The organism is Streptomyces sp. NPDC048383 (assembly GCF_040651775.1).
GTDB lineage: Bacteria > Actinomycetota > Actinomycetes > Streptomycetales > Streptomycetaceae > Streptomyces.
Window position 1 is genome coordinate 65,231 of the sequence record NZ_JBEZKS010000010.1, and the last position, 19,434, is coordinate 84,664.

18 protein-coding genes and 2 tRNA genes are annotated in these 19,434 nt (G+C 70.0%); 4 read left to right on the plus strand and 16 right to left on the minus strand.

All coding sequences use genetic code 11. From position 1 onward, the window contains the following. Positions 1-10: 10 nt before the first annotated feature. The 6 genes from mreD to AB0D46_RS10010 all read right to left on the minus strand — a co-directional run bounded on the left by mreD (position 11) and on the right by AB0D46_RS10010 (position 5,511). The gene (gene mreD / locus AB0D46_RS09985; RefSeq protein WP_281209717.1) at positions 11-715 is read right to left on the minus strand and encodes a rod shape-determining protein MreD; all 705 of its coding nucleotides are present in this window, start codon (positions 713-715) and stop codon (positions 11-13) included. Between the two features lie 12 nt (positions 716-727). Continuing rightward, positions 728-1,669 carry a rod shape-determining protein MreC gene (gene mreC / locus AB0D46_RS09990; protein ID WP_362876802.1) on the minus strand — a complete coding sequence of 314 codons (942 nt, stop codon included), beginning with the start codon at positions 1,667-1,669 and terminating at the stop codon, positions 728-730. Between the two features lie 166 nt (positions 1,670-1,835). Next, complete coding sequence (locus AB0D46_RS09995) at positions 1,836-2,855, minus strand: rod shape-determining protein (RefSeq protein ID WP_069923827.1); 1,020 nt, start codon at positions 2,853-2,855, stop codon at positions 1,836-1,838. A 296-nt stretch (positions 2,856-3,151) separates the two neighbouring features. After that, positions 3,152-3,562, minus strand: coding sequence for a nucleoside-diphosphate kinase (gene ndk, locus AB0D46_RS10000; protein WP_362876803.1), 411 nt, complete (start codon positions 3,560-3,562; stop codon positions 3,152-3,154). 64 nt (positions 3,563-3,626) lie between these two features. Next, the gene (locus AB0D46_RS10005) at positions 3,627-3,983 is read right to left on the minus strand and encodes a DUF4233 domain-containing protein (RefSeq protein ID WP_362876804.1); all 357 of its coding nucleotides are present in this window, start codon (positions 3,981-3,983) and stop codon (positions 3,627-3,629) included. A 7-nt stretch (positions 3,984-3,990) separates the two neighbouring features. Then, the gene (locus AB0D46_RS10010; protein ID WP_362876805.1) at positions 3,991-5,511 is read right to left on the minus strand and encodes a folylpolyglutamate synthase/dihydrofolate synthase family protein; all 1,521 of its coding nucleotides are present in this window, start codon (positions 5,509-5,511) and stop codon (positions 3,991-3,993) included. 118 nt (positions 5,512-5,629) lie between these two features. Between AB0D46_RS10010 and AB0D46_RS10015 the strand changes: the two genes are divergently transcribed. Next, positions 5,630-6,679, plus strand: a complete 1,050-nt coding sequence (locus AB0D46_RS10015) for a rod shape-determining protein (RefSeq protein WP_362876806.1) — start codon at positions 5,630-5,632, stop codon at positions 6,677-6,679. Positions 6,680-6,703: 24 nt separating this feature from the next. Here AB0D46_RS10015 and AB0D46_RS10020 read toward each other — a convergent pair whose 3' ends face one another. Next, a complete protein-coding gene (locus AB0D46_RS10020) occupies positions 6,704-7,855 on the minus strand; it encodes a histidine kinase (RefSeq protein ID WP_362876807.1) in 1,152 nt (383 codons plus the stop codon). A 63-nt stretch (positions 7,856-7,918) separates the two neighbouring features. Here AB0D46_RS10020 and AB0D46_RS10025 point away from each other — a divergent pair, with 63 nt between their 5' ends. Next, on the plus strand, positions 7,919-8,122 hold the full coding sequence (locus tag AB0D46_RS10025) for a hypothetical protein (RefSeq protein ID WP_362876808.1): 204 nt from the start codon (positions 7,919-7,921) through the stop codon (positions 8,120-8,122). A gap of 82 nt (positions 8,123-8,204) precedes the next feature. Here the strand turns inward: AB0D46_RS10025 and AB0D46_RS10030 are convergent, their stop codons facing one another. Continuing rightward, the gene (locus AB0D46_RS10030) at positions 8,205-10,826 is read right to left on the minus strand and encodes a valine--tRNA ligase (protein WP_362876809.1); all 2,622 of its coding nucleotides are present in this window, start codon (positions 10,824-10,826) and stop codon (positions 8,205-8,207) included. A gap of 221 nt (positions 10,827-11,047) precedes the next feature. On the opposite strand from AB0D46_RS10030, the gene AB0D46_RS10035 reads away from it, so the two are divergent. Beyond that, positions 11,048-12,046, plus strand: coding sequence for a hypothetical protein (locus AB0D46_RS10035; protein WP_362876810.1), 999 nt, complete (start codon positions 11,048-11,050; stop codon positions 12,044-12,046). 73 nt (positions 12,047-12,119) lie between these two features. Here the strand turns inward: AB0D46_RS10035 and clpX are convergent, their stop codons facing one another. The 5 genes from clpX to AB0D46_RS10060 all read right to left on the minus strand — a co-directional run bounded on the left by clpX (position 12,120) and on the right by AB0D46_RS10060 (position 16,851). Continuing rightward, positions 12,120-13,406 (minus strand): ATP-dependent Clp protease ATP-binding subunit ClpX, encoded by a 1,287-nt coding sequence (gene clpX, locus AB0D46_RS10040; protein WP_362876811.1) that lies wholly within the window; start codon positions 13,404-13,406, stop codon positions 12,120-12,122. Positions 13,407-13,557: 151 nt separating this feature from the next. Then, the gene (locus AB0D46_RS10045; protein ID WP_362876812.1) at positions 13,558-14,232 is read right to left on the minus strand and encodes an ATP-dependent Clp protease proteolytic subunit; all 675 of its coding nucleotides are present in this window, start codon (positions 14,230-14,232) and stop codon (positions 13,558-13,560) included. Between the two features lie 73 nt (positions 14,233-14,305). Further along, positions 14,306-14,923, minus strand: a complete 618-nt coding sequence (locus AB0D46_RS10050) for an ATP-dependent Clp protease proteolytic subunit (RefSeq protein WP_362876813.1) — start codon at positions 14,921-14,923, stop codon at positions 14,306-14,308. 275 nt (positions 14,924-15,198) lie between these two features. Next, entirely contained in the window at positions 15,199-16,599 is a 1,401-nt protein-coding gene (tig, locus tag AB0D46_RS10055) for a trigger factor (RefSeq protein WP_362876814.1), read from the minus strand. A gap of 175 nt (positions 16,600-16,774) precedes the next feature. Then, positions 16,775-16,851 (minus strand) — tRNA-Pro (locus tag AB0D46_RS10060). 179 nt (positions 16,852-17,030) lie between these two features. On the opposite strand from AB0D46_RS10060, the gene AB0D46_RS10065 reads away from it, so the two are divergent. After that, a tRNA-Gly gene (locus AB0D46_RS10065) sits at positions 17,031-17,101 on the plus strand. Between the two features lie 113 nt (positions 17,102-17,214). Here the strand turns inward: AB0D46_RS10065 and AB0D46_RS10070 are convergent. From AB0D46_RS10070 to AB0D46_RS10080, 3 genes are all read right to left on the minus strand, one after another. Beyond that, positions 17,215-17,409 carry a hypothetical protein gene (locus tag AB0D46_RS10070; protein ID WP_361601697.1) on the minus strand — a complete coding sequence of 65 codons (195 nt, stop codon included), beginning with the start codon at positions 17,407-17,409 and terminating at the stop codon, positions 17,215-17,217. Positions 17,410-17,563: 154 nt separating this feature from the next. Further along, complete coding sequence (locus AB0D46_RS10075) at positions 17,564-18,019, minus strand: HD domain-containing protein (RefSeq protein WP_362876815.1); 456 nt, start codon at positions 18,017-18,019, stop codon at positions 17,564-17,566. Beyond that, a complete protein-coding gene (locus tag AB0D46_RS10080) occupies positions 18,016-19,404 on the minus strand; it encodes a pyridoxal-dependent decarboxylase (RefSeq protein WP_362876816.1) in 1,389 nt (462 codons plus the stop codon). Before AB0D46_RS10080 ends, AB0D46_RS10075 begins: the two co-directional genes overlap by 4 nt. Positions 19,405-19,434: the final 30 nt, after the last annotated feature.

Consider the following 19,434-nt stretch of genomic DNA (forward strand, 5'->3'; position numbering starts at 1 on the left):
CGCTCCCGTCTCACAGTTTCTTGACGCTCTTCACGCTCTTCACTGCCTTGACGCCCTTTATGCGGCCGGCCCGGTTGGCACGGCCCCGTGCGGTCTTCAGGCGCAGGCCGCCGCGCTGGCTGCCGATGCGCAGTCCGGTGCCGCCGGCGAGCCAGCCGCTGGACACGTCGTTGCCCTGGGGCGGTCCGCCGCCCGCTTCGACCGCCATCGGGTCGTTCTCGGCGCGCCGGGCCAGGGCCATGATGAACGGCACCGTGAAGGGCGCGAGGAGCAGGTCGTAGAGGGTGGCGGTGAACACCAGCCCGGTCAGGCCCACGTGCCGGGCGGCGGTGTCGCCGACGAGGGCGCCCACGCCGGCGTACAGCAGGGTCGAGCCGATGGCGGCGGCGACGACGGTGAGCATCGGCCCCCAGGCCGAGCGGAACCGTCCGTTGTCGGGCCGGACCAGGCCGACGAGGTAGCCGATCAGGCACAGCACGAGCGCGTAGCGCCCGGCGGCGTGGTCGGCGGGCGGCGCCAGGTCGGTGAGCAGTCCGGCGCCGAAGCCGATGAGGGCACCGCTGAGGTGCCCGTAGACCAGGGCGAGGGCGACGACGGTCAGCAGCACGAGGTCGGGTACCGCCCCCGGCAGTTGGAGCCGGCCGAGCACGCAGACCTGGACGACGAGGGCTACCACGATGAGGGTGGCCGAGAGCAGGATCCGGTTGAAGCGCATGACGGTCAGCTCCTACTCGTCGGCCGGCTTGCCGGACACGCCGGCGGACGGGGTGACGGTGACCGTGACGGTCGGGGTCGGCTTGGGGGCCTCGGGCTTGGGCGGCAGGACGGTGTCGCGGGGGTCCTCGCGCGGGGGCATGACGACGACGCCGACGATGTCCAGACGGGAGAAGCCCACGTACGGGCGGATCCACACGGTCCGGGTCAGGTCGCCGCGCGAGGGGTCTACCTTGACGACCTCGCCGATCGGGACGCCGGGAACGAAGGGCTTGTTCCCGCGCGAGCCGAAGGTGACGAGCCGGTCGCCCGGGCTCACCTTGGCCTTGCCGTTGAGCATCTGGACGGACAGCGCCCGGTCGCCCTGCCCGGTGGCGAAGCCGAGTTCGTTGGTCTTCTCCAGCCGCGTTCCGACGGTGAAGTCGGGGTCGTTGGCCAGGACGACGGTGGAGGTGTCGGGGCCGACGGTGGCGACCCGGCCGACGAGGCCGTCGCCGTTGAGGACGGTCATGTCGCGCTCGATGCCGTCCTTGCTGCCGGCGTCGATGGTGACGGTCCAGGAGAAGCCCTGGGCCGCTCCTATGGCGATGACCTCGGCGCCCTTGATGCCGTACTGGCCGGCGCCGGCCCGCTTGAGCATCTCGTCGAGTTCGCGGATCCGGCTGCGGTTCTGGTCCTCGCTGCCGAGCTTCGCCTTCATCATGCTGTTCTCGCGTTCGAGCGTGGCGATCCGGTTGTGGCGCTCACCGGAGTCGCGTACCGCCCCTATGGCGTGGGCGACCGGGTCCACCGCGGTCGCGACGCCCTTTTCCACCGGGCCGAAGACCGCCGCGGCGGCCTGCCGGGCACCGTCGACCGGGGACTCCTCACCCGCTCTGATGTCCACCGTGATCAATGCGAACGCGATGGCGATCAGAAGCACCAGGAGCAGCCGGCTCTCTCGTGTGTCCCTCACGTGCGGCGGCCGTGCCTTCCTCGTAGATACCGTGCGGCGGAGCCGCTCCGGTGGAGCCGGGACTCCGACCGGACTGTGCCTGTATATCAACGATCCGCCGCACCGGCGCGCTAGCACCCGTACGGCGGATCCTTGTGTTCCGCTTGCCCCTTCGACGGGGATCCGCTCATCGTCGGGGCTGGGCGTCCAGGACCTGCTGGAGGGCTTCGAACTCCTCCACGCACTTGCCGGAGCCGAGTGCGACGGAGTCGAGCGGATCCTCCGCGATGTGGATCGGCATGCCCGTCTCGCGGCGCAGCCGCTCGTCGAGGCCGCGCAGCAGGGCGCCGCCTCCGGTCAGCACGATGCCGCGGTCCATGATGTCGCCGGAGAGTTCCGGCGGGCACTTGTCGAGGGTCGTCTTGACCGCGTCGACGATGGCGTTGACCGGCTCCTCGATGGCCTTGCGCACCTCGGCCGCGGAGATGACCACGGTCTTGGGCAGGCCCGAGACGAGGTCGCGACCGCGGATCTCGGTGTGCTCGTCCTTGTCGAGGTCGTACGCCGACCCGATCGTGATCTTGATCTGTTCGGCGGTGCGCTCGCCGAGGAGGAGCGAGTACTCCTTCTTGATGTGCTGGATGATCGCGTTGTCCAGCTCGTCACCGGCGACCCGGATGGACTGTGCCGTGACGATTCCGCCGAGGGAGATGACGGCGACCTCGGTGGTGCCGCCGCCGATGTCCACGACCATGTTTCCGGTGGCCTCGTGGACGGGCAGGCCCGCGCCGATGGCGGCGGCCATGGGCTCCTCGATGATGTGCACCTGGCGGGCGCCGGCCTGCGTGGACGCCTCGATGACGGCGCGCCGCTCCACTCCCGTGATGCCGGAGGGCACGCAGACCACCACGCGCGGGCGGGCCAGGTAGCGGCGCTTGTGGATCTTGAGGATGAAGTACCGGAGCATCCGCTCGGTGATCTCGAAGTCGGCGATCACGCCGTCCTTGAGGGGCCGTACGGCGACGATGTTGCCGGGCGTCCGCCCGATCATCTTCTTCGCCTCGGAGCCGACCGCCAGGATGCCACCGGTGTTCGTGTTGATGGCGACCACGGACGGCTCGTTCAGGACGATTCCCCGGCCCCTCACGTACACCAGCGTGTTGGCGGTCCCGAGGTCGATCGCCATGTCACGGCCGATGAACGACATAGTGTTCCCCTTGTTCCCCATGAGGAGCGTCTGGCCTTCCAGTTGATAGCGGCTGCTGTCAGGTCGGCGAGGTGGGTGTGTGGGTGGAGGCCCCATCGTAGTGCCGCAAGTGCGGACACCGCGCGACGGGACTCCGGCAATCCCGCCGGAACGGATACCCGTCCCCTTAGTGGTGACGTCGCGTCCTGCCCATGCGTTCCCCGAAGGGCCCGGCTATACCGAAGGGCGACCGAAATTACTTCGGTCGCCCCAGGTCATGAGCGCTATTCGGCTGATGTCTCGTCAGTAAGGACTAATCAGAGCGCGGGGAAGAACAGCTTCAGTTCCCGCTCCGCGGACTCCTCGGAATCCGACGCGTGGATCAGGTTCTCCCGGGTGATGCTGCCGAAGTCACCCCGGATGGAGCCGGGCGCGGCGGCGATCGGGTCGGTGGGTCCGGCCAGCTGCCGGACGCCCTCGATGACGCGTTCCCCTTCGACCACCAGGGCGACGACGGGACCGCTCGACATGAAGCTTATGAGCGGCTCGTAGAAGGGCTTGCCCCGGTGCTCGCCGTAGTGGGTCTCCAGCGTCTGCGCGTCCAGCGTGCGCAGCTCCAGCGCGGGGATGGTCCAACCGGCCTTGCGCTCGATGCGGCCGACGATCTCGCCGATCAGGCCGCGGCGGACGGCGTCGGGCTTGAGCAGGACGAGCGTGCGCTGGGTCATGTGGGAACTCCTTGCGGCATACGGGTGCGGTAGGGCGAATCTACAGGGCCGTCACGGTGAACCGTCACGCAGCGTCAGGAGCTGCCGCTTCCGCCTGCGCGGCCCAGCGGGCCTTGACGGCGTCGATCCGCCGGCCGTAGTGCACCGAGCACCACCACAGGGCGGCGAACACCGCGCCCAGGAAGAACATCGTCGGCACCACGAAACCGCTCGCGATCAGCCCGACCTGGAGCGCCCAGCCCAGCTGTACGGCGCCCGGGCGCGAGAGCATCCCGCACAACAGCACCGACAGCAGCATCGTCACGCCGCAGACCGTCCACACCTGGGCCTGGGTCAGGTCCGGGTTCTTCATGGCCACCAGGCCCGCGAAGCCGACGATGAAGAACTCACCGATCAGCGTGCTCGCGCAGAGCGTGCGCATCGATCCCTCAGCCTCTCTTGAACAGCAGGCGGGCCTCGCCCACCGTGATCACGGAACCGGTCACCAGGACCCCGGCCCCTCCGTACTCGGCCTCTTCCTCCGCCAGGGTGACGGCGGCCTCCAGCGCGTCGTCGAGCCGCGGCTCGACCTGCACCCGGTCGGCGCCGAAGACCTCGACGGCGACGGCCGCCAGCTCGTCCGCGCCCATCGCCCGGTGGCTGGTGTTCTCCGTGACGACGACCTCCGCGAAGATCGGCTCGAAGGCCTCCAGCACCCCCTTGACGTCCTTGCCCTCGCTCGCCGCCACGACCCCGATGAGCCGGCTGAAGCCGAACGCCTCGGTGACCGCCTCGGCCGTGACCCGCGCCCCGGCCGGGTTGTGCGCGGCGTCCAACACCACGGTCGGACTGCGGCGCACCACCTCCATGCGGCCCGGCGAGGTCACCGAGGCGAACGCCTTCCGCACGGTGTCCCCGTCGAGCTCGCGGGCGTGCTCCCCGCCGATCCCGAAGAACGCCTCGACGGCCGCCAGGGCGACGGCCGCGTTGTGCGCCATGTGGGCGCCGTACAGCGGCAGGAAGATGCCGTCGTACTCGCCGCCCACCCCGCGCAGGGTCAGCATCTGGCCGCCGACCGCCACCTCGCGGGAGACGACGCCGAACTCCATGCCCTCGCGGGCCACCGTCGCGTCGACCTCGACGGCCTTCTTCAGCAGCACCTGCGCCGCGTCCACCGGCTGCTGCGCCAGGATGACCGTCGCGTCCTGCTTGATGATGCCGCCCTTCTCCTGGGCGATCTCACCGGGCGTCGTGCCGAGCCGGTCGGTGTGGTCGAGGCTGATCGGGGTGACCACCGCGACCGTGCCGTCGATGACGTTCGTCGCGTCCCAGCTGCCGCCCATGCCGACCTCGACGACGGCCACGTCCACGGGCGCGTCCGCGAAGGCCGCGTACGCCATGCCCGTGAGCACCTCGAAGAAGGACAGCCGGTACTCCTCGGCGGCGTCCACCATCTCCACGTACGGCTTCACGTCGTGGTACGTCTCGATGAAGCGCTCGGCGCTGATCGGGGCGCCGTCCAGGCTGATCCGCTCGGTGACGGACTGCACGTGCGGGCTGGTGTAGCGGCCCGTGCGCAGCTCGAAGGCGTTCAGCAGGGCCTCGATCATGCGGGCGGTGCTGGTCTTGCCGTTGGTGCCGGTCAGGTGGATCGACGGGTACGCGCGCTGCGGCTCGCCCAGGACGTCCATCAGCGCGGAGATCCGACTGACGGAGGGCTCCAGCTTGGTCTCGCCCCAGCGGGTCGCCAGCTCCTGCTCCACCTCCAGCAGCGCCTTCGCCACCTCGGGGTCCTCGGGGCGGGACGGCACGGGGTCGCCCTGCGGTGCTCCGGCCTGCGCGCGCAGGGTGCGGCTGCCGGCCTCGATCACCGCCAGGTCGGGGTCGCGGTCGGACTCCTCCGCCACGATCTGGTCGAACGCGTCGACGGTGTTGTCTCGGTCGGGGCTCTCGGGCTGCTGGTCACTCACGGACCCCAGTCTACGGACGGGGGCCCCGAGGACTTTCGGCCCGGCCGTTTCGGGACCTTCGGCGGGGAACGCGACCGGATCGTTATGCAAGCCTTGCGGACAGGAGATTGGGGAACAAATGCCGCAGGCCAGCACCAAAAAGACCGCTTCCAGCCGCGACATAGGAATCGACCTCAGGACCGCCAACACCCTCGTCTACGCCCGGGGCCACGGGATCGTCCTCAATGAGCCGTCCGTGGTGGCGGTCAAGGCCGGTACGACCACGGCGCTCGCCGTCGGTACGGAGGCCAAGGAGACCATCGGCCGCACCCCGGGTTCCATCACCGCGATCCGCCCCCTGCGGGGCGGGGTGATCTGCGACTACGAGGCCGCCGAGGAGATGCTCCGGCACTTCGTGCGCAAGGCCGTCCCGGGCCGCCGGCCGCGCACCCGGATGGTCATCTGCGTGCCCTCGGGGGTGACGCCGGTCGAGCGGCGGGCCATCGTGAACGCCTCCACCCGGGCCGGCGCGAAGTCCGTCCACCTCATCGAGGAACCGATGGCCGCTGCCATCGGCGCGGGACTCCCCGTCGCCGAGGCCCGCGGCTCGATGGTCGTCGACATCGGCGGCGGCACCTCCGAGGTGGCCGTGATCTCGCTGGGCGGCATCGTCACCGCGCAGTCCCTGCGGATCGGCGGCGACCGGCTCGACGCGGCGATCATCGACCACGTCCGCAGGGAACACTCCCTCCTGATCGGCGAGCGCACCGCCGAGGACGTCAAGGTCGCCATCGGCTCCGCCGGGCCCGTCCCGGACCGGCCCGAACTGGAGACCCGCACTTTCACCGTGCGCGGCCGCGAGCGGGTGGGCGGCATGCCCAAGACCCTGGAACTCACCGCCCAGGACGTCCGGGCGGCGCTCGACGAACCGATCGAGGCCATCATCGCGGCCGTCCGCACCACCCTGGAGGAGTGCCCCCCGGAACTCTCCGGCGACGTCATGGAACACGGCATCGTCCTCACCGGCGGCGGCGCGCTCCTGCCCGGCCTGGACCCGCGCATCGCCGCGGCGACCGGCATCCCGGTCTTCGTCGCGGACGACCCGCTGGACTGCGTGGCCCTCGGCTCGGGCCGCTGCGTCGAGGACCTGGACACCCTGAGCGCCCTCCTCGCGCCGGCGAAGGGCTGACCCCGCGGGGCCGGGAACGCACCGTCAGGAGCGGGGCAGGGTGGCCACCACCCGGTAGGCCTCGTCCGTACGGGTCGCCGTCAGGGTGCCGCCCAGGCTGCCGACGCGCTCGGACATGCTCGCCGTGCCGGAGCCCGCCGAGACGGGGGCCCGGCCCGGCGTCCCGTCCGGGAGGCCGTTGCTCACGGCGATCCTCAGCAGCGGGCCGTCCATGGCGATGGACACCTCGATGGTCTCCCCGCGGGCGTGCTTGGCCGCGTTCGTCAGGCACTCCTGCACCACCCGGTACACCGCCGCCTGCCGCAGCGGCGACAGCCCGTGCACCTGCGGATCCAGCGTCAGCCGGACCGGCGAGCCCGCCCGGTCGCTCTCCCGCGCCAGCGCGGTGAGCCCCTCCACGCCGGGGGTCGCGTCCCGCTCCCCGCGCTGCACGATGATCTCGTTCAGCACCAGGTGCGCCCTCCGCGCGGTGTCGGCGAGCTCCTCGAAGTCCTTCGCGTACGCCGTCCCGCGCGCCCGCACCGAGAGCACCTCGGAGCGCACCGTCAGCAGGGTCAGCTCCCGCCCGACGAAGTCGTGGACGTCCCGGGCGACCGAGGTCCGCTCCTGCTGGACGGCGTTGAGCACCGCCGACTCCGCCCGCCGGGCCTCCAGCTCCCGCACCAGGTCGTGCCGGTAGGCGGCGATGCCCACGGCCGAGGCCAGTACCCCGATCGGCACGACGAGGCTGAGGAAGGAGCTCAGCGTCTGGATCCGCGGCTCGGGCCAGCCCGGAATGCTGAACACCGCGAACGCGAAGGCGACGTAGCCGACGGTGGCCAGGATCCCGGCCCGTCGGCCCCGGTAGCGGCCGACCGAGTACAGCGCGAACTGGATCAGGGTCAGCTCGTGCAGCCAACCGACGAACAGCAGGGCCGTCGCGTACGCCACCCAGGGCGCCCGACGCCGCACCAGCAGGCTCGCGCAACCCACCGCCAGCACGAGGGCGGCCAGCCACCCGTTCAGGGAGTTGTCGGCGGCGGCGAGACCGGGCAGGTCCAACGCCACCAGGGCCAGGCAACTCAGCGTCGTGAGGACGTCCGACGCCCGGGACGAGGCCGCCCAGCACTCGGCCCGCCGGCGGCCCGAGGCGGCGACCCGGTGGTACGCCGCGAGGGCGACGGGCTTGACGCGCATGCCCTCCATCATCCGTGGTCGGCGTACCGGGATCGGAGCCGCGCGGGGGGCATATGAAGTGATATGCGGCACTCCGGTTGCCGCCCGACAAGGCCGCTCGACCCGCGCACCCGCGACCTTCCGCCCTGGGAGAGCGCTCCGGACCCTCGCGCCCTCCCCCACTGGCTGGTCCCGGTGACCCCGTACGCGGTCGTCGCCGTCCTCGCCCTCGTCCTCGTCCTCGCCCTCGTCCTCGTCCTGGAACGGTTCGGCACCCGGCTGCTGTGAGGAGAGCGCGGTCGGGCGCGGTCGGGAAACGCGAAGGGCCCCCGTACGGCCGGACAGCCGTACGGGGGCCCCTCACCCGTGCTTACGCGGCGGGCAGCCCGTCCAGCTGGGCCTGGATCCGGGCGATGTCCGCCTCGGCCTTGGCCAGCCGGCCCTTGATCTTGTCCACGACGTTGTCGGGGGCCTTGGCGATGAACGCCTCGTTCCCGAGCTTCGCCTCGGCCTGCTGCTTCTCCTTCTCCGCGAGGCCGAGGTCCTTGGAGAGGCGCTTGCGCTCGGCGGCCACGTCGATGGTGCCCGACAGGTCGAGCGCGACGGTGGCACCGGCGACCGGGAGCGTCGCGGTGGCGCTGAACGCGTCACCCTCCGGCTGGAGGCGCAGCAACTGCCGGATGGCACCCTCGTGCGCGGCGAGCGCGGTACCCGACAGGTCCAGACGGGCCGGAACCTTCTGCCCGTCCTGGAGGCCCTGCTCCTTGCGGAACCGACGGACCTCGGTGACCACGGCCTGGACGGTCGCGATCTCGGCCTCGGCGGCCTCGTCGCGGAAACCGCTGTCCTTCGGCCAGTCGGCGATGACGAGCGACTCGCCGCCGGTCAGCGTGGTCCACAGCGTCTCGGTGACGAAGGGGACCACCGGGTGCAGGAGCCGCAGCATGACGTCGAGGACCTCGCCCAGGACCCGGCCGGAGACCTTCGCCTGCTCGCCGCCCGCGAAGAAGGTCGTCTTCGACAGCTCGACGTACCAGCTGAAGACCTCGTCCCACGCGAAGTGGTAGAGCGAGTCCGACAGCTTCGAGAACTGGTAGTCGTCGTAGAACGCGTCGACCTCGGCCACGGTCTTGTTGAGCCGCGACAGGATCCAACGGTCGGTCGCCGACATCTCCTCGGGGGCCGGCAGCTCGCCCTCGATGGTCGCGCCGTTCATCAGCGCGAAGCGGGTGGCGTTCCAGATCTTGTTGGCGAAGTTGCGGGAGGCCTGGACCCAGTCCTCGCCGATCGGAACGTCGACGCCCGGGTTGGCGCCGCGGGCCAGGGTGAAGCGGACGGCGTCGGAGCCGTACTCGTCCATCCAGTCCAGCGGGTTGACGGCGTTGCCGAAGGACTTCGACATCTTCTTGCCGAACTGGTCGCGGACCATGCCGTGCAGGGCGATGGTGTGGAACGGCGGGGTGCCGTCCATCGCGTACAGGCCGAACATCATCATCCGGGCGACCCAGAAGAAGAGGATGTCGTAGCCGGTGACCAGGACGGAGTTCGGGTAGAACTTCGCCAGGCTCTCCGTCTGCTGCGGCCAGCCGAGCGTGGAGAAGGGCCACAGGCCGGAGGAGAACCAGGTGTCCAGGACGTCGGTGTCCTGGTGCCAGCCCTCGCCCGTCGGCGGCTGCTCGTCCGGTCCGACGCAGACGATCTCGCCGTTCGGGCCGTACCAGACCGGGATGCGGTGACCCCACCACAGCTGGCGCGAGATGCACCAGTCGTGGAGGTTGTCGACCCAGTCGAAGTAGCGCTTCTCCATCTCCTGCGGGTGGATCTTGACCCGGCCGTCGCGGACGGCGTCGCCCGCCGCCTTCGCCAGCGGGGCGACCTTGACCCACCACTGCATCGACAGGCGCGGCTCGATGGTGGTCTTGCAGCGCGAACAGTGGCCCACGGAGTGGCTGTACGGGCGCTTCTCGGCGACGATCCGACCCTCGGCGCGCAGCGCGGCGACGATGGCGGAGCGTGCTTCGAGGCGGTCCAGTCCCAGGAACGGGCCGTGGACGGTGATGACGGCGTGCTCGTCCATGACGGCGATGTTCGGCAGGCCGTGGCGCTGGCCGATCTCGAAGTCGTTGGGGTCGTGCGCCGGAGTCACCTTGACGGCGCCGGTGCCGAACTCGGGGTCGACGTGCTCGTCGGCGACGATCGGAATGCGGCGGCCGGTCAGCGGCAACTCGATCTCGGTGCCGACGAGGTGCTTGTAGCGCTCGTCCTCGGGGTGGACGGCGACGGCCGTGTCACCGAGCATCGTCTCGGCGCGGGTCGTCGCGACGACGATGGCGTCGTCGCCCTCGCCGTAGCGGATGGAGACCAGCTCGCCGTCGTCGTCCTGGTACTCGACCTCGATGTCGGAGATCGCGGTGAGGCAGCGCGGACACCAGTTGATGATGCGTTCGGCGCGGTAGATCAGCTCGTCGTCATGGAGCTTCTTGAAGATCGTCTGGACTGCCTCGGACAGGCCGTCGTCCATGGTGAAGCGCTCGCGCGACCAGTCGACGCCGTCGCCGAGGCGACGCATCTGGCCGGAGATCTGCCCGCCGGACTCACCCTTCCACTGCCAGACGCGCTCGACGAACGCCTCGCGGCCGAGGTCGTGCCGGGACTTGCCCTCCTTGGCCAGCTCGCGCTCGACGACGTTCTGCGTCGCGATGCCGGCGTGGTCCATGCCGGGCTGCCACAGGGTCTCGAAGCCCTGCATGCGCTTGCGGCGGGTCAGGGCGTCGATCAGCGTGTGCTCGAAGGCGTGCCCCAGGTGCAGGCTGCCCGTGACGTTCGGCGGCGGGATGACGATCGTGTACGGGGGCTTCTCGCTCTTGGCGTCCGCCTCGAAGTAACCGCGCTCAACCCAGCGCTCGTAGAGCTTCCCCTCTACCTCGGCCGGCGCGTACTGGGTCGGCAATTCGGAGTTGGGGGCGCTGGGTGTCTGCGTGTTCTCGGTCACGGGGCACAGGATACGGGGGGTGCCGCCCACGGTACGAATCCATTCCGCGCCCGGGCCCTGCGTCGGCGCGACCTGCGGCCGGACCGTCCCCGGGGGCGTACGCGGAGGTCCCGGCCCCGTCGTGGTTCGGTAACGCATGGGACCCCGACGCCCCGACCGGGGCGCTCTTCCGTCAGGATGTGAGGAACGGATAAGCAGCACACCTCACAGGGGGACGCGGGATGAGTTTCAACCAGCCGGGACCATACGGCCAGCAGCCGCAGCAGCCCGGACCGTACGGGCAGCAGCCCCCGCAGCAGCCGAACCCGTACGGACAGCCCGCCCCGCAGCCCGGCTACGGATACCCGCAGCAGGCCCCGCCGCCGCCCGGCGCCCCCTCCCCGGGCTACGGGCAGCAGCCCCCGGCCTCGCCCCCGCCGGGCTACCCCCAGCAGCCCCCGGCGGCGCCCGGCTACCCGCAGCAGCCGCAGCAGCAGCCCGCGTACGGCTACCAGCAGCCCCAGCAGCCCCCGTACGGCGGGACGCCCCCGCAGCAGACCCCGAAGAAGTCCAGGACGGGCGTCATCATCGGCGCGGTCGTGGCCGTCGCGGTGATCGCGGGCGGCGGCTGGTACTTCCTGGGCGGCGGCAGCGGCGGTTCGGTCTCCGACGCCACCAAGGGCTACAAGCTGGTCGCGCCGGAGACGGTGGACGACTTCAAGAAGAGCCCCAAGTACCAGCAGAAGCCGTTCACGGACGAGGACCGCAAGGAGGCGGAGGCCGCCGGCGTCAAGAACCCGACCTCGGTGGCCATGGATTACCAGATCACCGACCCCAATAATCCCCTCGCGGTCAAGGGTCTGAGCTTCAACGGGCTCTACGGCGAGGTCGCCGACCCGGAGAAGTCCGTCGACTCGTACTTCACGGCGTTCCAACTGAAGGCCACCAAGGAGGGCAAGGGTCAGGTCGAACTGATCGGCAGCCCCAAGGTGATGAGCCCCGCCGGTTTCGACGGAGCCATCATGAAGTGCCAGGAGATGAAGGCCACGAACACGGACCCCAGCTTCAAGGGACCCAAGGTCATGACGTTCCCGCTCTGCGTCTGGGGTGACTACAGCACCCTGAGCCTCGTCTCCGCCTCCGACGCAATAGCCCTCCTCGCGGGCAAGCCGGGCTACACCCTGGAGCAGAACGCCGAGTTCGCGGCGAAGCTCTACAACACCGCCCGCGTCAAGAACTGACACCGATCGGCCGCACACGCGAGAAGGGGCGCCCCCGCGGGGGCGCCCCTTCTCGTACGTAACCTCGGTACCGCTACGCCGACTTCTCGTGCGGGCCCTGGTCCTTCGGGACGATGCGCGGCACCAGCGTCGGGTTGACGTTGGAGCGGACCACGTCCGAGGTGATGACCACGCGGGCCACGTCCTTGCGGGACGGGACCTCGTACATCACCGACATCAGGACCTCTTCCATGATGGCGCGCAGACCGCGCGCGCCCGTCTGGCGCAGGATCGCCTGGTCGGCGATGGCTTCGAGGGCCTCGCGCTCGAAGTCCAGCTCGACGCCGTCGAGTTCGAACAGCCGCTGGTACTGCTTGACCAGCGCGTTGCGCGGCTCGACGAGGATCTGCAGCAGCGCCTCGCGGTCCAGGTTGTGCACGGAGGTCAGTACGGGCAGACGGCCGATGAACTCGGGGATCATCCCGAACTTCACCAGGTCCTCCGGCATGACCTCGTGGAACTGGTCGCTGGCCTCGATCTCGCGCTTCGAGCGGATCGTGGCCCCGAAGCCGATGCCCTTGGCGCCGGCACGCGACTCGATGATCTTCTCCAGGCCGGAGAACGCGCCGCCCACGATGAAGAGCACGTTCGTCGTGTCGATCTGGATGAACTCCTGGTGCGGGTGCTTGCGTCCGCCCTGCGGCGGCACCGAGGCGGTCGTGCCCTCCAGGATCTTCAGCAGGGCCTGCTGCACGCCCTCGCCGCTGACATCGCGCGTGATCGACGGGTTCTCGCTCTTGCGGGCGACCTTGTCGATCTCGTCGATGTAGATGATCCCGGTCTCGGCCTTCTTGACGTCGTAGTCCGCCGCCTGGATCAGCTTCAGCAGGATGTTCTCGACGTCCTCGCCGACGTACCCGGCCTCCGTCAGCGCGGTCGCGTCCGCGATGGCGAACGGGACGTTCAGCATGCGTGCGAGCGTCTGCGCGAGGAGGGTCTTGCCGGAACCCGTGGGACCCAGCAGCAGGATGTTGGACTTGGCGAGTTCGATCGCGTCGTCACGGCCCTGCGCGCCGCCGTTCTCGCCGGCCTGGACCCGCTTGTAGTGGTTGTAGACCGCTACGGAGAGCGCCTTCTTCGCCGGCTCCTGGCCGACGACGTAGCTCTCCAGGAACTCGTAGATCTCACGGGGCTTGGGGAGTTCCTCCCACCGGACCTCGGAAGTCTCCGCGAGTTCCTCTTCGATGATCTCGTTGCAGAGGTCGATGCACTCGTCGCAGATGTACACACCGGGTCCTGCGATGAGCTTCTTCACCTGCTTCTGGCTCTTTCCGCAGAACGAGCACTTGAGCAGGTCGCCGCCGTCACCGATGCGTGCCACGAGGTGCTTCCCCTTCGCCTGGGAGACGCCTGGTTCAGCGCTCCTGGTGCCTCATATCCGACGGTACCTTGCCGGGGGCCCCGTGCGGGGCCCCCTTGACGTGGTTCACATCGCCGAACGGCGACGCGCCCACGTCGATGGGCGGCAAGGATCAGACCGCGCTGCTCTTACGGGTGGAGACGATCTGGTCGATCAGGCCGTACGCGAGAGCGTCCTCGGCCGTCAGGATCTTGTCGCGCTCGATGTCCTCGCGGATCTTCTCCAGCGGGGTCGTCGAGTGCTTGGCCAGCATGGACTCCAGCTGGTCACGCATGCGCAGGATCTCGTTGGCCGCGATCTCCAGGTCGGAGAGCTGCTCGCGGCCGGTGCCGCCCGAGGGCTGGTGGATCAGCACGCGGGCGTTCGGCAGCGCCATGCGCTTGCCGGGGGTGCCGGCGGCCAGCAGGACCGCGGCGGCGGAAGCCGCCTGGCCCATGCAGACCGTCTGGATGTCCGGCTTCACGAACTGCATCGTGTCGTAGATCGCCGTCAGCGCGGTGAACGAGCCACCGGGGCTGTTGATGTAGATGGAGATGTCGCGGTCCGGGTCCATCGACTCCAGGCACAGCAGCTGCGCCATGACGTCGTTCGCGGACGCGTCGTCGATCTGCACGCCGAGGAAGATCACGCGCTCCTCGAAGAGCTTCGCGTACGGGTCGTACTCGCGCACGCCCTGCGAGGTGCGCTCGACGAAGCGCGGGATGACGTAGCGGTTGTCCACCTGCGGACCGTTGTGGAGGCCGCTCGCGGGAGAGAGGTTGTTCATGTACATCGGGGTGTTCACCATCCTGGTGGCGTTCTGCGGGCTGAGGCTTGCCTGGAGCGGGCGGGCGTACGGGGGTCCGTGCGCGGGACCGGGATCAGGCCCCGGTGCCGCCGCCGCCCGGGACCAGGGACGCCGCGGAGATGATCTCGTCGATCAGGCCGTACGCCTTGGCCTCCTCGGCCGTGAACCAGCGGTCGCGGTCACCGTCACGGATGATCGCTTCCACGGTCTGGCCCGAGTGGAGCGCGGTGATCTCAGCCATGCGCTGCTTGGTGCGCAGCAGGTACTGGGCCTGGATCTTGATGTCCGAGGCCGTGCCGCCGATGCCGGCGGAGCCCTGGTGCATCAGGATGTCGGTGTTCGGCAGCGAGAAGCGCTTGCCTGCGGTGCCGCCGGTGAGCAGGAACTGGCCCATCGAGGCCGCCATGCCCATACCGATGGTGACGACGTCGTTCGGGATGTACTGCATGGTGTCGTAGACGGCCATACCGGCCGTCACCGAGCCACCGGGGCTGTTGATGTACAGGTAGATGTCCTTGTCCGGCTCGGCGGCCAGGAGGAGGAGCTGCGCCGTGATCTTGTTCGCGATGTCGTCGTCGACCTGCTGCCCGAGGAAGATGATGCGCTCGCCGAGCAGCCGGTTGTAGACATGGTCGCCGAGGCCGCCACCGATGGACGGCTCACCCGCGGCGTAAGGCTTCAGATTCGTCACGTATCCACCTGCTCGTCTCCGACGGCCATGTGCCGTCTCAGCGTCTCGTTCTGGGGCGCGGACCTACCGGTGGAGCGATGCCCTCCGGCTTCGGGTACTCCCGTGCCCTCGTATTCATGGACCCTAACGCGCAGGTAGGACAACGCCATCCCGCTTCCCGAACTGTTCGCTCGGAGCGCAAGGTCCGGGCCTCTCGCACCGGGCGTGCGGAAGGGCCCGGACGCGGCTGCGTCCGGGCCCTTCACGGCACTGCTCAATGGGCTTCGCCCGGGGTGTTACTTGGTCTCGTCGGCCGCCGGCTCGGCGTCCGCGTCGCCCTCGACGTCGGCGTCGGCCGCGGCCTCGACGGCCTCGGTCTCGTCCTCGTCGTCGGAGAGGTCGATGACCTCACCGTTGGTGTCGGTGACCTTGGCCTTCTCGACGACGACCGCGAGGGCCTTGCCGCGAGCGACCTCGCCGACCAGCATCGGGACCTGGCCGCCTTCGACGACCGCCTGGGCGAACTGGTCGGGCGACATGCCGGAGGACTGCGCGCGGCGCATGAGGTGCTCGGTGAGCTCCTCCTGGTTGACGCCCAGCTTCTCCTTGTTGACCAGGGCGTCCAGCAGGAACTGGGTCTTGATGCCCTTGACGGCCTGCTCGGTGGTCTCGGCGTCGAACTCCTCGACCGTCTTGCCCTGGAACTCCAGGTACTTCTCGATGGTCAGACCCATCTGGCCGAGCTGGTGGTGCTCCAGGTTGTGCTTGCGGGTCTGGACCTCGTCCGCGAGCAGCTTCTCGGGGACCGGGATCTCCGCGAGCTCCAGGAACTTCTCCAGCACGCGCTCCTGGGCCTGGGTGGCCTGGTCGAACTGCTTGGTGTCCTCAAGGCGCTTGCGGCTGTCGGCCTTGAGCTCGTCGAGGGTGTCGAACTCGCTCGCCATCTGGGCGAACTCGTCGTCCAGCTCCGGCAGCTCGCGGGCGGAGACCTTGGTGACCTTGACGGTGACCTCGGCGTCCTTGCCCTCGGCGGAGCCGCCCTTCAGCTGGGAGGTGAAGGTGGCCTCGCCACCGGCCTCCAGGCCCTTGACGGCCTCGTCGATGCCGTCGAGGAGCTCGCCCGAGCCGATGGTGTAGGAAACGTCGCTCGCGACGCCGTCCTCCAGCACCTCGCCGTCGACCTTGGCCTCAAGGTCGATCGTGACGACGTCGCCGTCCTGGGCGGCGCGCTCGACGTCCTTGGTGGACGCGAAACGGCCGCGCAGCTGCTCGACCGCCTTCTCGACGTCCTCGTCGGACACCTCGACGGCGTCGACCTCGACCTCGATGCCGGAGTAGTCCGGGATCTCGATCTCGGGGCGGACGTCCACCTCGGCGGTGAAGGACAGCAGCTCGCCGTCCTTCAGCTCCTTGATGTCGACCTCGGGCTGGCCCAGCGGGTTCAGGTCGGCCTCGTTGACCGCCTCGGTGTAGAACTTCGGGAGGGCGTCGTTGACGGCCTCCTCCAGCACCGCACCGCGGCCGAAGCGCTGGTCGATGACGCGGGCCGGGATCTTGCCCTTGCGGAAGCCCTTCACCGTGACCTGCTGGTTGATCTTCTTGTAGGCCGCGTCGAGGCTGTCCTTGAGCTCCTCGAAGGGCACCTCAACAGTGAGCCGAACCCGAGTCGGGTTCAGGGTCTCCACGGCGCTCTTCACGGTTCGGTCTCCTTGTGGCTGACTGCTGGGGGTTCTGCCGTCACGCTGCGGTGCAGCGGTTCAGCGGATTCGGCCCGGCATCAGACACACGGGCACGCAGCTTGCATAGTAACCGCAAGCGGCAATCAGCCCACAACGCGATCATCGACGCGATCGTTCGTGGAGGTCGTACTCATGGTCGGGGTGGCCGGATTCGAACCGACGACCTTCCGCTCCCAAAGCGGACGCGCTACCAAGCTGCGCCACACCCCGTCGGTGCGACACGTAGGGTACATGCCCGGAGACCCTCCGACACGCGCGTTTCCCCTGCGGACGACCGCGCGCGCGACGCGGGGCGCGCGAGCCGGCGCACAAAGCGGTGTGCAATCCCCCAGCGGAACCCGCTAGGATGCTGTCCGTGCCGCGGTCCACGGACCTGCGGCGCACGTCTTGCGGGTGTAGCTCAATGGTAGAGCACTAGTCTTCCAAACTAGCTACGCGGGTTCGATTCCCGTCACCCGCTCTGAAGCGAAAAGGGCCAGGTCAGAGGATGTTTCCTCGACCTGGCCCTTCGCCGTTCGCGGGGCTCCGATCAGCCCACCGCGCCCCTCCCGCAGCGGGATTCGGGGGGGCGGGTCAGAGCTTGATGCCGGCGATGGTGTCGGCGAGGGAGTTCAGGAAGCGGTTGACGTCCGGGGCGATGGAGCTGGACGCCAGGAAGAAGCCGAAGAGGACCGCGACGATCGCGGGACCGGCCTTCATGTGCTTGCCGCGGATCATGATCACCAGGATGATCGCCAACAGAACCACCACTGACAGCGAAATGGCCACTACTGATCACACCTTCGGTCGTCCCCTGGCCGGCCCGGGGTGCACGGCCGTGTGCACCCCCACACGCTCCATCCTCCCACCAACCGGCCCCGGCTATCCGTCTCGTGGCAAATCGCCCTCGCATCTTTGCGTCCGCGCGGGCGTGTTGCGGGGTTCACGGCGTGGTGATGCCGAGGAGGGAGCGGACATACGCGTACTTCGCGGACAACCGCGCGCGGGTGGGGTCGTCCAGGACGGAGAGCCGGACGGGGTCGGCGTTGTGCGCGAGGTCCGCCTCCTTGACGAGGACGGCGCCCGGGGTGGCCAGGATGCGGGCGGCGTACTCCTCCAGTGGCTCCCGGGGGCGTTTGGTCAGGGCCAGGACCATGGCCTTGACCGCGTCCGGGAGGGCCGCGCCGGCCAGCCATTCGGCGCTGAGGGCGTCGTCCTCGACGGAGTCGTGGAGCCAGGCGGCGGCCTGCTGTTCGGCGCTGCCGCCGCGCAGGCGGACGCCCTCGGCGACGGCCGCGAGGTGCTCGGCGTACGGCCGGCCGGCTTTGTCGGTCTGGCCCTCGTGCGCCGTGCGGGCGAGGGCTTCGACCTCCAGGAGGGTCAGTGGTCGTCCCGTCATGCGATCTCCTTCGCTGCCGTACGGAGGGCCTCGGTGGCCCGGCGCACATCTGCCTGCGTGGTACGCCAGTTGGAGAACGCGGCGCGCAGCGCGGGGGTTCCCTCGTGGACGGTCGGGGTGACGAACACCTCGGCGGCGACGGCCTCCCGCAGGGCGGTGAGCCGTTCGGGGGTGGGGTCGGCTGCGAGGGTGAAGCAGACGACGTTGAGGCGGACCGGGGCGAGGAGCCTGAAGGCCGGGTCGGCGGCGAGGCGTTCGCCGAGGTCGCGGGCGCAGGCGATGTCGCGTTCGACGATCTCCCGGTGGCCGCGGCGGCCGTAGGCGCGCAGGGTGAACCAGGCGGCGAGGGCGCGCAGCCGGTGCGAGTTCTCGGGGGTGAGGTGGACCAGGTCGGGATGGTCGCCGAGGGGGCCGAGGTAGGCGGCGGCGTTCTGGAAGACGCGGGCCTGGAGGTCGCGGCGGCGGGTGAACTGGACGGCGCTGTCGTAGGGGACGTTGAGCCACTTGTGGAGGTCGACGCAGACGGAGTCGGAGGCGTCGAGTCCGTCGGCGAGGTGGGCGTACCGCGGGGAGAGGGCCGCGAAGGCGCCGAAGGCGGCGTCGGTGTGCAGCCAGAAGTCGTGGTGGTCCTTCAGGGCGGCGACGGCCCGGAGGTCGTCGAAGTCGACGGTGTTGACGGTGCCGGCGTTGGCGACGACGACCGCCGGGCCGGGGGTGTCGGCGAGGGCCCGCGCCAGGGCGGCGGGGTCGACGGCCTCGCGGCCGGGCAGGGTGGGGACCCGTACGAGGGCGGAGCGGCCGAGGCCGAGGAACGAGAGGGCCTTGGCGATGGAGGAGTGCGGGGCTCCGGACAGCACCCGTACGGGGCCGAGGGCGGCGGCGCCGTCCTGGGCCGGGGAGACCCCGAGGCGTTCGCCGAGCCATTCGCGGGCGATCGCGAGGCCGGTGGTGTTGGACATGGTGGCGCCGCTGACGAAGGTGCCGCTGTGGGCGTCGGAGAGGCCGAACAGTTCGCGGAGCCAGCCGACGGTCTCGCGTTCGAGGAGCTGACCGGCGCCGTCGAAGGAGGAGTTGGAGTTCTGGTCGTGGGCGGCGGTCAGCCAGTCCCCGGCGAGGGCGGCGGGGGTGGCGCCGCCGGTGACGAAGCCGAGGTAGCGGGGGCCGGCGGAGGCCGACAGGCGCGGCGCCCAGCGGGTCCCGAACTCGGCGAGGGCCTGCTCCGTACCGTCGCCGTGCTCGGGGAGCGGTACGGGTGGGGGCGGGGCGGCGGGGGCCGGTACGACGGGCCGGGCGTCCAGGGTCGTGAGGGCCTCGGTCGCGGCGCGGCGGGTGGCGTCGAGGAGTTCGGGGAGGCGGGCGAGGTCATCGGCGAGGCTGCGGTCCATGGCGGCACGGTAGACGGGGGCGCGGTGGTC